14 protein-coding genes are annotated in these 15,017 nt (G+C 65.8%); 11 read left to right on the plus strand and 3 right to left on the minus strand.

Annotated elements, in window-relative coordinates; translation table 11 throughout:
• Positions 1-59 precede the first annotated feature (59 nt).
• The 3 genes from F6B93_RS06850 to F6B93_RS06860 are packed head-to-tail and all read left to right on the plus strand — an operon-like array spanning position 60 to position 3,669.
• The gene (locus F6B93_RS06850) at positions 60-1,097 is read left to right on the plus strand and encodes a uroporphyrinogen decarboxylase/cobalamine-independent methonine synthase family protein (protein ID WP_425518503.1); all 1,038 of its coding nucleotides are present in this window, start codon (positions 60-62) and stop codon (positions 1,095-1,097) included.
• Between the two features lie 37 nt (positions 1,098-1,134).
• Positions 1,135-3,234 carry an NAD-dependent DNA ligase LigA gene (gene ligA, locus F6B93_RS06855; protein ID WP_211698415.1) on the plus strand — a complete coding sequence of 700 codons (2,100 nt, stop codon included), beginning with the start codon at positions 1,135-1,137 and terminating at the stop codon, positions 3,232-3,234.
• A gap of 6 nt (positions 3,235-3,240) precedes the next feature.
• The gene (locus tag F6B93_RS06860; RefSeq protein ID WP_211698416.1) at positions 3,241-3,669 is read left to right on the plus strand and encodes a tautomerase family protein; all 429 of its coding nucleotides are present in this window, start codon (positions 3,241-3,243) and stop codon (positions 3,667-3,669) included.
• A 58-nt stretch (positions 3,670-3,727) separates the two neighbouring features.
• Here the strand turns inward: F6B93_RS06860 and F6B93_RS06865 are convergent, their stop codons facing one another.
• Positions 3,728-4,384, minus strand: a complete 657-nt coding sequence (locus F6B93_RS06865; protein ID WP_211698417.1) for an ACT domain-containing protein — start codon at positions 4,382-4,384, stop codon at positions 3,728-3,730.
• 122 nt (positions 4,385-4,506) lie between these two features.
• On the opposite strand from F6B93_RS06865, the gene gatC reads away from it, so the two are divergent.
• From gatC to F6B93_RS06890, 5 genes are all read left to right on the plus strand, one after another.
• Entirely contained in the window at positions 4,507-4,806 is a 300-nt protein-coding gene (gene gatC / locus F6B93_RS06870) for an Asp-tRNA(Asn)/Glu-tRNA(Gln) amidotransferase subunit GatC (RefSeq protein ID WP_211698418.1), read from the plus strand.
• On the plus strand, positions 4,803-6,284 hold the full coding sequence (gene gatA, locus F6B93_RS06875) for an Asp-tRNA(Asn)/Glu-tRNA(Gln) amidotransferase subunit GatA (RefSeq protein WP_211698419.1): 1,482 nt from the start codon (positions 4,803-4,805) through the stop codon (positions 6,282-6,284). The genes gatC and gatA overlap by 4 nt, the downstream gene beginning before the upstream one ends.
• 80 nt (positions 6,285-6,364) lie before the next feature.
• Positions 6,365-7,396: an ATP-dependent 6-phosphofructokinase gene (locus tag F6B93_RS06880; RefSeq protein ID WP_211698420.1), complete on the plus strand. Its 1,032-nt coding sequence runs from the start codon at positions 6,365-6,367 to the stop codon at positions 7,394-7,396.
• Between the two features lie 64 nt (positions 7,397-7,460).
• Positions 7,461-8,990, plus strand: a complete 1,530-nt coding sequence (gene gatB, locus F6B93_RS06885; RefSeq protein ID WP_211698421.1) for an Asp-tRNA(Asn)/Glu-tRNA(Gln) amidotransferase subunit GatB — start codon at positions 7,461-7,463, stop codon at positions 8,988-8,990.
• Between the two features lie 123 nt (positions 8,991-9,113).
• Entirely contained in the window at positions 9,114-9,686 is a 573-nt protein-coding gene (locus F6B93_RS06890; protein ID WP_246541028.1) for a flavin reductase family protein, read from the plus strand.
• Between the two features lie 45 nt (positions 9,687-9,731).
• Here the strand turns inward: F6B93_RS06890 and F6B93_RS06895 are convergent, their stop codons facing one another.
• Complete coding sequence (locus tag F6B93_RS06895) at positions 9,732-10,853, minus strand: PQQ-dependent sugar dehydrogenase (protein ID WP_211698422.1); 1,122 nt, start codon at positions 10,851-10,853, stop codon at positions 9,732-9,734.
• Positions 10,854-11,013: 160 nt separating this feature from the next.
• On the opposite strand from F6B93_RS06895, the gene F6B93_RS06900 reads away from it, so the two are divergent.
• Positions 11,014-11,859 (plus strand): DoxX family protein, encoded by an 846-nt coding sequence (locus F6B93_RS06900; protein WP_246541029.1) that lies wholly within the window; start codon positions 11,014-11,016, stop codon positions 11,857-11,859.
• A 23-nt stretch (positions 11,860-11,882) separates the two neighbouring features.
• Here F6B93_RS06900 and F6B93_RS06905 read toward each other — a convergent pair whose 3' ends face one another.
• Positions 11,883-12,221, minus strand: a complete 339-nt coding sequence (locus F6B93_RS06905; protein WP_211698424.1) for a PH domain-containing protein — start codon at positions 12,219-12,221, stop codon at positions 11,883-11,885.
• Between the two features lie 341 nt (positions 12,222-12,562).
• Between F6B93_RS06905 and F6B93_RS06910 the strand changes: the two genes are divergently transcribed.
• A complete protein-coding gene (locus F6B93_RS06910) occupies positions 12,563-14,455 on the plus strand; it encodes an acetolactate synthase large subunit (protein ID WP_211698425.1) in 1,893 nt (630 codons plus the stop codon).
• Positions 14,455-14,961, plus strand: coding sequence for an acetolactate synthase small subunit (gene ilvN / locus F6B93_RS06915; RefSeq protein WP_211698426.1), 507 nt, complete (start codon positions 14,455-14,457; stop codon positions 14,959-14,961). Before F6B93_RS06910 ends, ilvN begins: the two co-directional genes overlap by 1 nt.
• The last annotated feature ends 56 nt before the right edge of the window (positions 14,962-15,017 follow it).

Genomic DNA, 15,017 nt, shown 5'->3' on the forward strand with positions numbered 1-15,017 from the left:
CCCGATGGCAAGTACCCCTGGCGGGTGGGGCGCAATGGGAGGTCGAATACGGTTGCCGGGTGAGTGTTTTCGCTCCGTCGTTCGCTCCGCCATTCGTGAAGGCCACCGGTATCGGGTCGTGGCCCGGCACCGCTGCGCGGCAGGCGGCCGAGGTTGTCGTCGGCGAACTGGCTGATGGGATGGCCCACCTCGTGGAACTGCCCGCGAGGGGAGTCGGTGCCGACATGCTCGGGCGCGCCGGAGCCCTGTTGGTTGACCTGGCGATCGACACGGTGCCCCGCGGCTATCGCGTCATTGCCCGGCCGGGGGCGGTGACACGCAGGGCCGTCAGCATGCTCGGCGAGGACATGGATGCCCTCGAGGAGGCCTGGGACACGGCGGGCTTGCGGGGTGGCGGGCGGGTGGTCAAAGTGCAGGCGCCGGGGCCGATCACCCTGGCCGCGGGGTTGGAGCTGGCCAACGGCCACCGGGCCATTACTGACATGGGGGCGCTGCGGGACTTGGCCGCGTCCCTGGCCGAGGGCGTTGCGGCGCATCGTGCGGCGTTGGCCCGTCGACTCGACACACCGGTGGTGGTGCAGTTCGACGAGCCGTCGCTGCCGGCGGCTCTGGGCGGCATGCTGTCGGGTGTGACGGCGCTCAACCCTGTCGCCGCCCTCGACGAGGCGGTGGCCGAAGCGCTGCTCGACACCTGCGTCGCCGCTGCTGGGGCCGACGTGCTGCTGCATAGTTGTGGCCCGCAGTTGCCGTGGGACATCGTGCAGCGCAGCGGTGTTAGCGCGGTCTTGGTGGATGTCACGACATTGCGGGCCGCGGACCTGGACGGTATGGCCGCGTTCGTCGACGAAGGTCGGACCATCATGTTGGGCGTGGTCGCCGCGACGGCGCCGGAACCGCGGCCGTCACCCGACGAGGTGGCCGCCGCGGTGGTCGCTGTCACCGATCGGCTCGGTTTTGGCCGCGCGGCCCTGCGTGATCGGGTGGGCGTGACCCCAGCGTGCGGTCTGGCGGGCGCGTCTGAGCAGTGGGCTCGCGCCGCAATCGAGCTCGCCCGCCGCGCCGGCGAAGCTTTCGCGGCAGACCCGGACGCCATTTAGCCTGGGAGCGTATGGCATCCTCAGCTAGCCTGCCAGGGTGAGTGTGGCTGACGCTGACCCCACCCCGCCCGCGGTGTTGCGGCAGTGGCGGGACTTGGCCGAGCAAGTGCGCGAACACCAGTTCCGCTACTACGTGCGCGACGCCCCGATCATCACTGATGCGGAGTTCGATGTCCTTCTGCGCGGCCTGCAAGAACTCGAGGAGCAGCACCCCGAGCTGCGCACGCCCGACTCGCCCACCCAGTTGGTCGGCGGCGCCGGCTTCGCCACCGATTTCGAGCAGGTCGACCATCTCGAAAGAATGCTCAGCCTCGACAACGCGTTCAGCACGGATGAACTCGTCGCCTGGGCCGCCCGAGTTCACGGCGAGATCGGGGAGACCAGCGCCGCGGCCGTGCACTACTTGTGCGAGCTGAAGATTGACGGTGTCGCACTGTCGTTGGTCTACCGTGGTGGACGGCTGACCCGCGCGTCGACGCGGGGTGATGGTCGCACGGGCGAGGATGTGACCCTCAATGCCCGGACCATTGATGACGTTCCCGAACGGCTCACCGCCAGCGACGGCTACCCGATACCCGACGTCCTCGAAGTTCGCGGCGAGGTGTTCTTCCGGCTCGCCGACTTTCAGGCCCTTAACGCCAGCCTCGTCGAGGCCGGTAAGCCGCCGTTCGCCAATCCTCGCAACAGCGCGGCCGGATCGTTGCGCCAAAAGGATCCGGCGGTCACTGCCCGCCGCAAGCTGCGGATGATCTGCCACGGGCTGGGGTATACGGAGGGGTTTCACCCAGAAACCCAGCACGACGCCTATCTGGCGTTGCGGGCTTGGGGGCTGCCCGTTTCCGAGCACACCACCGTTGTGCCCGACATGAGTGGTGTGCAGGAGCGGGTCGACTACTGGGGTGAGCACCGCCACGAGGTGGACCACGAAATCGACGGGGTAGTGGTCAAGGTTGACGAAGTGGCGCTGCAGCGCAGGCTGGGGGCCACGTCGCGAGCTCCCCGCTGGGCGATCGCCTACAAGTACCCGCCCGAGGAAGCGCAGACCACGCTGCTCGACATCCGGGTGAACGTGGGTCGCACCGGACGTATTACCCCGTACGCGTTGATGACACCGGTAAGAGTCGCGGGGTCGACGGTGGGACAGGCCACGCTGCACAACGCGTCGGAGGTCAAGCGCAAAGGCGTGTTGGTCGGCGACACGGTGGTGATTCGCAAAGCCGGTGACGTGATCCCCGAGGTGCTCGGGCCCGTGGTCGACCTGCGCGATGGGTCGCAACGCGAATTCGTCATGCCCACAACATGTCCCGAGTGCGGTACGAGTCTGGCGCCGGAAAAAGAGGGCGATGCCGACATCCGGTGCCCGAACGCGCGCAGTTGTCCGGGGCAACTGCGGGAGCGGGTATTTCATGTAGCCAGCCGCAACGCCCTGGACATCGAGGTGCTGGGCTACGAGGCCGGCGTCGCGCTGCTGGAAGCGCAGGCTATCGCTGATGAAGGCGATCTGTTCGGTCTTGGGAAAGAAGACCTATTGCGCACCGATCTTTTTCGGACCAAGGCCGCGACATTGTCCGCCAATGGCCAGCGGTTGCTGGCCAACCTCGACAAGGCCAAGGAGGCTCCGCTGTGGCGAGTGCTGGTGGCGTTGTCGATCCGACACGTCGGGCCGACGGCGGCGCGAGCCCTGGCGACCGAATTCGGCGGCATCGACGCCATTTTTTCCGCCTCCACCGAACAGCTGGCCGCGGTCGAGGGCGTGGGATCCACCATCGCCGCCGCTGTCACGGAGTGGTTCACCGTTGACTGGCACCGCGAGATCGTGGACAAGTGGCGGGCGGCCGGGGTGCGGATGGCCGACGAGCGAGACGAGAGCGTGCCGCGCACCCTGACCGGGCTGACCATCGTGGTTACCGGGTCGTTGGCGGGTTTCTCCCGCGACGATGCCAAGGAAGCGATCCTTGCCCGCGGTGGCAAGGCCGCTGGCTCAGTGTCGAAGAAGACCAGCTACGTCGTCGCCGGCGATGCGCCCGGATCGAAATACGACAAAGCCGTTGAGCTCGGGGTGCCGATCCTTGATGAAGAAGGGTTCCGCGCGCTGTTGGCCGACGGACCGGACACCGAGCAGGCCAGCGTGACATAGTGAAGGATGCCCCTATACCAATGCGTTGTCCCGACAGGATCGCTCAGCGCAGATACCCGCACCGAGCTGGCCGAAGCGATCACCGAAATCCATTCTTCCATCACGGGTGCGCCACGGGGATTCGTCAATGTGCTGTTCGTCGAGTACGAACCGGGGGCCTACTTCACTGCCGGTAAACCCAACAGCTGCGCGGTGATCAACGGCAATATTCGCGCCGGTCGCGATCGCGAGACGCGCGCTCGACTGCTCACCGAGCTATCGCGATCCTGGGTGTCGATCACTGGCCAGGACGCTCGCTCGCTCCTGATCGGCCTCAACGAGGTCGACCCGACCTCGATCATGGAAGCCGGGCTGATCATGCCGGCTCCGGGCGAGGAGACCGAGTGGCTGGAGAAAAACCAGCACGTGCTCGGCGAGCTGCTTGCCAGCCAGTAAGGGGCAGGCGCGGCGGGTGCCGAGATAGTGGCGGTCTGACGTGCAGGCCACCGCGCGGTCAACGCAGCATCGTCGCCACAATGCCGGCGAGATAGCCCAGCCGAGCCACCTCCGAGGGCCGGAATTCCGGGCCCGGGCGGCCCAGCACCACCGCGGTGTTCGGATCGCCCAACGGCGCCGCGGCCATGGTGGTGTCCATGTCGCGCAGCGCCCGTGGCACCCAATCGGCGGCGCCGTCCAAGGACGTGGCCCGCTGGATCGGCAGCCACGGGGCCGAGTCGGCCCGAGTTTCGGGTGCGCCCGGGCTACCTGCGAGCCGGTGCAGTTGTCCGTGTGCACTGCGGAGCACGGTGCACCAGCTGACTCGCAGGACCCGAGGGGCTTCGTCGGCGAGAACCTGCAGCCGAGACGCCGTGTCACCGGCCGCAGCGACATGGTCGAGAAGTTCCAACTCGCGGTGCGCCTCCAACAGGCCAGTGTGCGGGCGCACGCTGTCGACCCGGACCCCGGCCAGCGATTCGGCGGCGGTGATCAAGGTGTCGGGCATCGCCCCCGGAGGCAATTCGATCACCAGATCGTCGATCGCGTAGCCCGGGCCGCGGTCGATCACATCCAACGACAGGATGTCGGCGCCCACCGAACCCAGCGCGACCGCCAGCGACCCCAGGCTGCCTGGCTGGTCGACCAACTGGATGCGCAACAGATAGGAAGGCACGGCCAACACTGTCGCACAGGGTTGCCCGCGGGGCATTTCGGCAGGCTGGAGGTGCCGGTAGGGCAGCCCTGGGTCGGGCCGCTCGGAAGCTATTGGGTCGCCGGGGGTTAGGCTTTTCGCTCGTGTCCCAGATCTCCCGCGACGAGGTGGCCCATCTGGCCCGGTTGGCCCGTCTTGCGCTGACCGACACCGAGCTCGACAGCTTCGCTGGCCAACTGGACGCCATCCTGACCCACGTCAGCCAGATCCAGGCCGTCGACGTCACCGGTGTGGAAGCCACCGACAATCCGCTCAAAGACGTCAACGTCATGCGCCCGGACGAGACCGTGGCGTGCCTGACCCAGCAGCAAGCGCTCGCCGAGGCCCCGGCAGTTGCTGACGGCCGGTTTGCGGTCCCGCAAATCCTCGGGGAGAGCCAGTGACGGACGTCATCCGATCCGACGCTGCGACGTTGGCGGCCATGATCGCCAACAAAGAGCTGTCCGCCGTTGAGCTCACCCAGGCTTGCCTGGACCAGATCGCGGCGACCGACGACACCTACCGGTCCTTCCTGCACGTGGCCGCGGAGGAGGCGTTGTCGGCGGCGACCGCCGTGGACGCGGCGCTGGCGGCCGGCGAACCCGCGCCCTCGGCGCTGGCCGGGGTTCCGCTTGCGCTCAAGGACGTCTTCACCACGGTCGACATGCCGACCACGTGCGGGTCGAAGATCCTCGAGGGCTGGCGCTCCCCGTATGACGCCACCGTGACCGCGAGGCTGCGGGCAGCGGGGATTCCGATCCTGGGCAAGACCAACATGGACGAGTTCGCCATGGGCTCGTCAACGGAGAACTCGGCATTCGGCCCGACCCGCAACCCCTGGAATATCGACCGGGTACCGGGGGGCTCGGGCGGCGGCAGCGCAGCAGCCCTGGCCGCTTTCCAGGCACCGCTGGCCATCGGATCCGACACCGGCGGTTCCATCCGCCAACCGGCCGCGCTGACCGCTACCGTCGGTGTCAAACCCACCTACGGCACGGTGTCGCGCTACGGTCTGGTGGCGTGCGCGTCGTCATTGGATCAAGGGGGCCCTTGTGGGCGCACGGTCCTGGACACCGCACTGCTGCACCACGTGATCGCTGGTCACGATCCGCGCGACTCCACGTCCGTGGAGGTCGCGGTGCCCGACGTGGTCGGGGCCGCCAAAGCCGGTGCGGCCGGGAATCTGCGCGGTGTGCGCATCGGGGTGGTGAAGCAGCTGCGGGGTGAGGGGTACCAGCCCGGCGTGCTGGCGTCGTTTGAGGCCGCCGTCGAACAGCTGACCGCGTTGGGTGCTGACGTGAGCGAAGTCGACTGCCCGCATTTCGACCACGCGCTGGCCGCCTACTACCTCATTCTCCCTTCGGAGGTGTCGAGCAACCTGGCGCGCTTCGATGCGATGCGCTACGGCCTGCGGGTCGGCGACGACGGCACACACAGCGCCGAAGAAGTGATGGCCATGACCCGGGCTGCCGGGTTTGGTCCCGAGGTCAAGCGGCGCATCATGATCGGCACGTACGCGTTGTCGGCGGGCTACTACGACGCCTACTACAACCAGGCGCAGAAGGTCCGCACGCTGATTGCCCGCGATCTCGACGAGGCCTACCGATCCGTCGACGTGTTGGTGTCGCCGGCGACCCCGACGACCGCGTTCGCGCTGGGGGAGAAGGTCGACGATCCGCTGGCGATGTATCTATTCGACCTGTGCACGCTGCCGCTCAATCTTGCCGGCCACTGCGGGATGTCGGTGCCGTCGGGGCTGTCGCCGGACGACAACCTGCCCGTGGGCATGCAGATCATGGCGCCTGCGCTGGCCGATGACCGGCTCTACCGGGTGGGAGCCGCCTACGAGGCCGCCCGGGGCCCTTTGCCGAGCGCCATCTAGCGCCGGCACCGCACGCGGCCGGAGGACGCGATTCTGTGTCTGCTCGCGTCATCGACCGGGGCACAGGGCAAGATGAAGGCATGCGGATCGGAGTTCTCACCGGAGGTGGCGACTGCCCAGGGCTCAATGCGGTTATCCGGGCGGTGGTGCGCACCTGTGACGCCCGGTATGGCTCGTCGGTGGTGGGATTCCAAGACGGATGGCGCGGGTTGCTGGAAAACCGGCGCCTGCAGCTGCGCAACGACGACCGCAACGACCGGCTGCTGGCCAAAGGCGGAACGATGCTGGGCACTGCCCGGGTACATCCCGACAAGCTGAAGGCCGGTTTGCCGCACATCAAGCAGACCCTGGACGACAACGGCATCGACGTGCTCATCCCGATTGGCGGCGAGGGCACGTTGACGGCCGCGCATTGGCTGTCGGAGGAGAACGTTCCCGTGGTCGGCGTGCCGAAGACCATCGACAACGACATCGACTGCACCGACGTGACTTTCGGCCATGACACCGCCCTGACCGTGGCCACCGACGCGATCGATCGGCTGCACAGCACCGCTGAATCCCATCAACGGGTGATGCTGGTGGAGGTGATGGGCCGTCACTCCGGCTGGATCGCCCTGAACGCGGGGTTGGCGTCTGGCGCTCACATGACCCTGATTCCGGAACAGCCCTACGATATCGAGGAGGTGTGCCGGCTCGTCAAACGGCGTTTTCAGCGCGGTGATTCCCACTTCATTTGCGTGGTCGCGGAGGGCGCCAAGCCGATCGCGGGGTCAATGCAGTTGCGCGAAGGCGGGATTGACGAGTTCGGCCATGAGCGTTTCACCGGTGTCGCGGCCCAGCTGGGCTTTGAGGTGGAAAAGCGCATCAACAAGGACGTCCGGGTGACTGTGCTCGGCCATGTCCAGCGGGGCGGCACCCCGACGGCCTTCGACAGGGTGCTAGCCACACGATTTGGGGTCAACGCCGCCGACGCCGCGCACGCGGGTGAGTACGGGCAGATGGTCTCGCTACGCGGCCAGGACATCGGGCGGGTTGCGTTGGCCGATGCAGTGCGCCAGCTCAAACTGGTGCCCGAAAGCCGCTATGACGACGCCGCGGCCTTCTTCGGATAGGTCGCTTGCCTTCGGCTCTCGCCCGCACCACGTCGAGAGCACCGCCCCTACTACGATCGAGCCCATGACTGTTGCGACCGGGGTGCCCAGAGCTTTCGGGGCTGACCTTTTGCAGTACGACGACGTCGTCGCGCGTTTTGATCCAGTGCTGGGGCTAGAGGTACACGTTGAACTATCCACCGCGACGAAGATGTTCTGCGGCTGCGCGACGACCTTCGGCGCTGAGCCCAACACTCAGGTATGCCCAGTATGTCTGGGGCTGCCGGGGTCGCTGCCGGTCGTCAACCGGGCCGCGGTGGAGTCGGCGATCCGTATCGGGCTGGCGTTGAATTGCGAGATCGTGCCGTGGTGCCGGTTCGCCCGGAAGAACTACTACTACCCGGACATGCCCAAGAACTACCAGATTTCGCAGTACGACGAGCCGATCGCGATCAACGGTTACCTTGACGCGCCGCTCGAAGACGGCACCACGTGGCGGGTGGAGATCGAGCGTGCGCACATGGAGGAGGACACCGGCAAGCTCACGCATATCGGCAGCGAGACCGGTCGCATCCACGGTGCGACGACGTCACTGATCGATTACAACCGCGCCGGTGTGCCCCTGATCGAGATCGTCACCAAGCCCATTGAGGGGGCTGGTGCTGCCGCACCCCAGATCGCGCGGGCTTACGTGACGGCGTTGCGAGACCTGTTGCGCGCGCTGGATGTGTCCGACGTGCGGATGGACCAGGGCTCGATGCGCTGCGACGCGAACGTCTCACTGAAGCCAACCGGGACAGCCGAATTCGGCACGCGCACCGAGACGAAGAACGTTAACTCGCTGAAAAGCGTTGAAGTCGCCGTTCGTTACGAAATGCAGCGGCAGGGCGCAACCCTGGTGGCCGGTGGCGAGATAACCCAGGAGACCAGGCACTTTCACGAGTCCGGGTACACCAGCGCAGGACGGGCCAAGGAAACCGCGCAGGATTATCGGTATTTCCCCGAGCCGGATCTGGAGCCCATTGCTCCCGCACGGGAGCTGGTCGAGCAGCTGCGCCAGACCATTCCCGAGCTACCGTGGTTGAGCCGCAAGAAGATTCAGCAAGAATGGGGCATTTCCGACGAGGTGATGCGCGATCTCGTCAACGCCGGCGCCGTCGAGTTGGTCGCTGCCACGATCGAGCACGGTGCGGCCAGCAAGGACGCCCGTTCCTGGTGGGGAAACTACCTGGTGCAGAAGGCCAACGAGGCCGGTGTGCCCCTCGGCGAACTGGCCATCACCCCTGCCCAGGTCGCCGCGGTCGTGGCATTGGTCGACGAGGGCAAGCTGTCCAACAAATTGGCCCGCCAGGTCGTAGAGGGGGTGTTGGCCGGCGAAGGCGAACCCGAGCAGGTGATGACCACGCGCGGGTTGGCGTTGGTCCGCGACGACTCGCTGACCCAGGCTGCCGTTGACGAGGCCCTGGCGGCTAATCCCGATGTGGCGGAAAAGATTCGCGGTGGCAAGGTGGCCGCGGCGGGCGCAATCGTGGGCGCGGTGATGAAAGCCACTCGCGGCCAGGCCGACGCGGCGCGGGTTCGTGAACTTGTCCTGGCGGCCTGCGGGCAGGGCTAGCGAGTCGTGGCCGCGCGTCCCCGCTGACGGTGTACGGCACCGTCTTGTTGCCGGTGGCGCAGCTCGCCGATCGATAGCTCGGAAATAGTTTCCGAATCCGTCGCGCGCATCCATGATGGTGGTGTGGACGACGAATCGTTCGATCAGTGGATGGGGATGCTCGACTATCCGGTGTTCGTGGTAACAACTCAGGCCGACGGGCGCCCATCGGGTTGTCTGGTCAGCTTGACGAGTCAAACCAGTGTGCAACCACCAAGTTTTCTGGTCAGTATCCCCAGGAGCAACCCAACCTGCGAAGTAGTGATCGCATGCGAATACGTCGCGGTGCATGTACTGGCGCGGAGCAATCAGGTCCTCGCCAAACTGTTCCTCAGTCAGACCAGTGATGAGGATGAGCGGGATAAATTCGAGCGTTGCTCATGGCGCAGCGGACCAGCAGGTATGCCGATTCTCGATGATGCGGTCGCGTGGTTCGTCGGCCGGATGGCGAGTTGGACCGAAGTCGGCGATCATGTGGCTTACCTGCTGGAGCCGGTTGCGGTGTGGGCTCCCGAGTGCACCGAAGACCTGCTTTATCTCTCCGATATCGACGACCTCGAACCCGGCCAGGAGTCCGACAGTGCGGTTTCGCCTTTCCGGCCACGCGATGAGCCCCGCCGATACGGTGTCCCGCGCTTTACGCTCGACGGCTTCTGACCTGCTCGTCAGCCAGTGGGATCGGCGTTCGCGCCCGCGCCCCGCCTAGGTCTTGTCGTCGTTGTTGCGTGGGAAACCGCCACCTTGCGGGAACAACGGGAACACCACATCGTCGAGTTTCTCCGCGTCACCAGCGGTCCTGTTGACGGTCGCGCCCCAGACGTTGCCGTCGGGCGACATCCGCAGTGCCCACGCATGGGCATGGGTGTCCTTCCGGACGACGTCGGGCTCGCCGGTGACCGCACCGGTTGACGCCGCCAGCCGCACCGCCACCGTCAGTTTGGTGTTGATCAGGTTGACCAGCACGGTGCCGTCCATGGCCGCGCACCCGGCCACGCCGGGCTTATCCGGCCAGGTCCAGACCGTGGATACCTCGGACTTGCGGGTGATGCGCTGCAACCGGTCCGCGGTGGGAGTGCGGTCGGCGACATACAGCGAGCCGTCGACGGGATCGATGCACATGCCGCCACCTGAGCCGATGCCGCTGAGCGCGGTGGTCGGCGGTGCCTGACCGATGGTGGTGGGCTGTTCGATTCGCAGCACCTTGCCGGCCAGCGAATTGGGATCGGCCGCCAGCGCCGGGTCACCGGCATCCCCGGTGAGCACGACGAGGGTCGTGGGACTGGTGAAGATCAGCGCTCCGGTGTTCCCGGTAGCACCTTTGGGGATTCCCGTCAGAATGTCCTTGGGGATGTCGCCGTCGGCAACGCGGACGATCCGGTTGTCCGTGGGCGTGCTGATGTAGGCATACATCAGCCGGTCTTGCGAGTAGGTGGGCGACAACACGATATCCATCAGGCCACCGTCACCGGCCGGGTCGACCGGGATGACCATCTTCACCTTCGGCTCGGCATTGATTGCGATTTCTTTGACCGCACCGGTGAGCCGTTCAGCGACCAAAGCGGTTTTGCTGTCGATGCCCATGATCAAGCCGCTGGTGCTCTCCAGACAGCCCTGCATGACCCCCGGCGCCGGGCACTCCTTGGGGAACGGTGTCGGCGGCAGCGGTGGTGGTGGGGGAGGCGTCGAGCTCGGCAGGGGCCGAAGGTCGGGGTTGGTGGTGAACGGCTGGGACTGCGCGTCGTTGAACCGTGCGCAGCCGCTGGCCAACAGCACCGCTGCGCACAGCGCCGCGAGCCCGCACCGAACCGACTGCCGCATCCGCATGATCGACAGGCTACGGACACCGCAGGCACCGCCGCCACATGCCCGCCCCGCGGGTCGCCCCACCCGAGCGGGGAGTGGTCGCGGGTCAACTGCGGATTTGCCCGGCGAAAGCGCCGCTCAAATCCCCAATTCAGATGCAAATGCCCTTACCCTGGCAGGCGTGACCAGTCAAACGCATGACTCACATTGGCGACGCCCGGACGATTCCTCCCAGCCAGCGCCCGGGCGGCCCGTCTCGGCAAGCCTGGTCGACCCCGAAGACGACCTGCCCCCCGCCACGTACTCGGGCGACTTTGGCAGCGGTACCACCACCGTCATCCCGCCGTACGACACCGGAACCCAGGGGCTCACCAACTCGGGATACAACCTGATGGAGTCCCCGGACGCGTTGCCCTACGTTCAGCCGGAGCCGGCGCGGCAATTGGCGGTCGGTCCCACCGAGGTCGACATGGACGAGGACAGCGAGCGGGTGCGCGCCGCGCGACGCCGCGGTACGCAGAATCTTGGCCTGCTGATATTGCGTGCCGGACTGGGGGCCGTGCTGGTCGCCCACGGGCTGCAAAAACTGTTCGGCTGGTGGAGCGGCCAGGGCTTGACCGGGTTCAAGAATTCGTTGTCGGACGTTGGCTACCAGCACGCCGACATCCTCGCCTACGTGAGCGCCGGCGGCGAGATCGTCGCGGGGGTGCTCCTTGTCCTGGGGTTGTTCACTCCGCTGGCCGCCGCGGGTGCGCTGGCCTTCCTGATCAACGGGCTGCTCGCCACGCTGTCGGCACAGCAGTCGCAGGCCTTCTCATACTTCTTGCCCGACGGGCACGAATACCAGATCACCCTCGTCGTCATGGCGATCGCGATTATCCTGACCGGTCCTGGCCGCTACGGCCTCGATGCGGGCCGGGGCTGGTCGCATCGACCGTTCATCGGATCGTTCGTCGCACTGCTCAGCGGCATCGCCGTCGGTGTTGGCGTATGGGTGCTACTCAACGGCGTTAATCCGCTCGCATGACGTTCTTCGGCGGTATGGGTTTTTCAGCGATATGGATTAGGAACACGCCCACGGCTGGCTTCGGTCAGCTGCGGCAGCGTCGCGAAGGTCACTGCGGGTAGGCGCAGTTCCACACCGCTCTTGAGCTGGGCACGCGCCCAGGACCCTCTGCTGAACCTCAGCCCGTCGATGTCATCCCAGCGCACCGCTCGGCTGCTTAGCAGGGTTCGGACGGTCACGCCGCGGTCGTCGGCGACCGTGCGTAGCCGCACGATCAATGTCGACAACATCACCGGAATGATCAGCAGCAGGGCGCTTACCGGCCAGATCAGCACCGGCACCATCAGGCCCAGGACAACGAAGCCGACCGCGAAGTGCGCCATCGGTGACACCTTGATCACGACCGGCGACTCGGCAGGTCTGGGAGCAGCGGAACCAGTAGCCACTCCGTCATCATTTCATCCGTGGGTCAATCTCAGCTTCCGCCGGTGCCACCGGATTTGACGGTTCAGCAGTGCGAAGACTACCGTCGTACGCTATGGATACCGCCGGAAAGCCCGGAGTGCTTGTAGTAATTAGTCGGCGCGTTGGTGCCTGACTAGCCCAATCAAGCATCAACGCGACCCTCGTGCAGCAGCAGAGCTGACGGGGGTTTTTTCTTGCTCACAAGACGCGTTGAGACACTTCCAAGCAAAACAGGACCAACAGGACCCAAGAGGACACAGTGAGCGCACCCGCCAAGCCACACCGCCAGCCGCACGGGCCGGACGCAAAGCCGGAGCCGCAGCAGCCGGCGAACGGCGCGCCCGACACAACGAAACCCGCCGGAAAACCCTCGGTGGCCCGACCGAAAAAGATTGCACCGCAGCAACTTACCGGCGCGCAGTCGGTCATCCGGTCGCTGGAAGAACTTGACGTTGACGTCATCTTCGGGATCCCGGGTGGTGCCGTGCTCCCGGTGTATGACCCACTGTTCGATTCTGAAAAGCTGCGGCATGTCCTGGTCCGACACGAGCAAGGCGCTGGTCACGCGGCCAGTGGCTACGCCCACGTCACCGGCAGAGTCGGGGTATGCATGGCGACCTCCGGGCCCGGCGCCACCAATCTGGTGACGCCGCTGGCCGATGCTCAGATGGACTCGATACCGGTGGTGGCTGTCACCGGGCAGGTCGGGCGCGGACTCATCGGGACCGATGCGTTCCAGGAGGCCGACATTTCGGGCATCACGATGCCGATCACCAAACACAACTTCCTCGTGCGCTCCGGCGACGACATACCCCGGGTGCTGGCCGAAGCCTTCCACATCGCGGCTTCGGGACGGCCCGGCGCCGTGCTCGTCGACATCCCCAAGGACGTGCTGCAGGGGCAGTGCACCTTCAGTTGGCCGCCGCAGATGGACCTGCCTGGCTACAAGCCGAACACCAAACCGCACAACCGACAGGTCAGCGAGGCAGCCAAGCTGATCGCGGCCGCACGCAAACCGGTGCTGTACGTGGGGGGTGGTGTGATCCGCGGCGAGGCGACCGAGCAGTTGCGGGAGCTGGCCGAGCTGACGGGTATCCCCGTTGTCACCACGCTCATGGCCCGCGGCGCGTTTCCCGACAGCCACCACCAGAACCTGGGCATGCCAGGCATGCACGGCACCGTGGCCGCGGTCGCGGGGCTGCAGCGTAGCGACTTGCTGATCGCGCTGGGCACCCGCTTTGACGATCGGGTGACCGGCAAGCTCGACTCATTCGCGCCCGAAGCCAAGGTGATCCATGCCGATATCGACCCGGCCGAGATTGGCAAGAACCGACATGCCGACGTGCCGATCGTCGGTGACGTCAAGGCTGTCATCATCGAACTCATTGCGATGTTGCGGCACCGCGAGATTCCGAGCAACCTGGATCTCGGCGAGTGGTGGACCTACCTTGAGGATGTCCGCAAGACGTATCCGCTGAGCTACGGGCCGCAAAGCGACGGCAGCCTGAGCCCCGAGTTCGTCATCGAGAAGCTGGGCGAACTCGCCGGTCCGGAGGCCATCTACGTGGCTGGTGTGGGCCAGCACCAGATGTGGGCGGCACAGTTCATCAGTTACGAAAAGCCCCGGACGTGGCTCAACTCCGGTGGGCTGGGCACCATGGGGTTTGCCATACCCGCTGCGATGGGTGCTCAGATCGCCCGTCCGGACGCCGAGGTTTGGGCGATCGACGGCGACGGATGCTTCCAGATGACCAACCAGGAGCTCGCGACCTGTGCGATCGAGGGCGTGCCGATCAAGGTCGCGTTGATCAACAACGGCAACCTGGGCATGGTGCGCCAGTGGCAGAGCCTCTTCTACGGGGAGCGCTACTCGCAGACCGACCTCGCCACCCACTCACACCGCATCCCCGACTTCGTGCAACTCGCTGAGGCCCTGGGATGTGTCGGACTGCGTTGCGAGAGCGCAGATGACGTTGTCGACGTGATCAATCAGGCGCGGGCGATCAACGACCGTCCGGTTGTGATCGACTTCATCGTCGGCGCCGACGCCCAAGTGTGGCCCATGGTCGCCGCCGGCACCAGCAACGACGAGATCCAGGCTGCCCGCGGGATCCGCCCGCTGTTCGACGACGAAAGCGAAGGGCACGCCTAATGGGCGCTAAGACGCATACGTTGTCGGTGTTGGTCGAAGACAAGCCCGGTGTGCTCGCGCGCGTCGCGGCGCTTTTCTCCCGGCGCGGTTTCAACATCGAGTCGTTGGCAGTTGGTGCCACCGAGCAGAAAGATATGTCGCGGATGACCATCGTGGTTTCCGCCGAGGAGACTCCGCTCGAACAGATCACCAAGCAACTGAACAAGTTGATCAACGTCATCAAGATCCTCGAGCACGAAGACGACAGCTCCGTTTCCCGGGAGTTGGCGCTGATCAAAGTGCGGGCCGACGCCGGTACCCGAAGCCAGGTGATTGAAGCGGTGAATCTGTTTCGTGCCAACGTCATTGATGTATCAACGGAGTCGCTGACCGTCGAAGCCACCGGCAATCGGGGCAAGCTGGAGGCACTGCTGCGGTTGCTGGAGCCTTTCGGTATCCGCGAAATCGCGCAGTCGGGAATGGTGTCGTTGTCCCGCGGCCCCCGCGGTATCCGCACCTCCAAGTAAGTTTGCAGGGTTTACAACAAGCTCAACAAAGAAGCACAAGCTCAACAATGAATAGC

This window comes from Mycobacterium spongiae, from assembly GCF_018278905.1.
GTDB lineage: Bacteria > Actinomycetota > Actinomycetes > Mycobacteriales > Mycobacteriaceae > Mycobacterium > Mycobacterium spongiae.

Excerpts from the sequence above, each read along its gene's own strand:
- F6B93_RS06895 (WP_211698422.1), bottom strand. The coding sequence starts at position 10,853 with ATGCGGATGCGGCAGTCGGTTCGGTGCGGGCTCGCGGCGCTGTGCGCA.
- F6B93_RS06880 (WP_211698420.1), top strand. The coding sequence starts at position 6,365 with ATGCGGATCGGAGTTCTCACCGGAGGTGGCGACTGCCCAGGGCTCAAT.
- gatB (WP_211698421.1), top strand. The coding sequence starts at position 7,461 with ATGACTGTTGCGACCGGGGTGCCCAGAGCTTTCGGGGCTGACCTTTTG.
- F6B93_RS06905 (WP_211698424.1), bottom strand. The coding sequence starts at position 12,221 with ATGGCGCACTTCGCGGTCGGCTTCGTTGTCCTGGGCCTGATGGTGCCG.
- ilvN (WP_211698426.1), top strand. The coding sequence starts at position 14,455 with ATGGGCGCTAAGACGCATACGTTGTCGGTGTTGGTCGAAGACAAGCCC.
- F6B93_RS06860 (WP_211698416.1), top strand. The coding sequence starts at position 3,241 with ATGCCCCTATACCAATGCGTTGTCCCGACAGGATCGCTCAGCGCAGAT.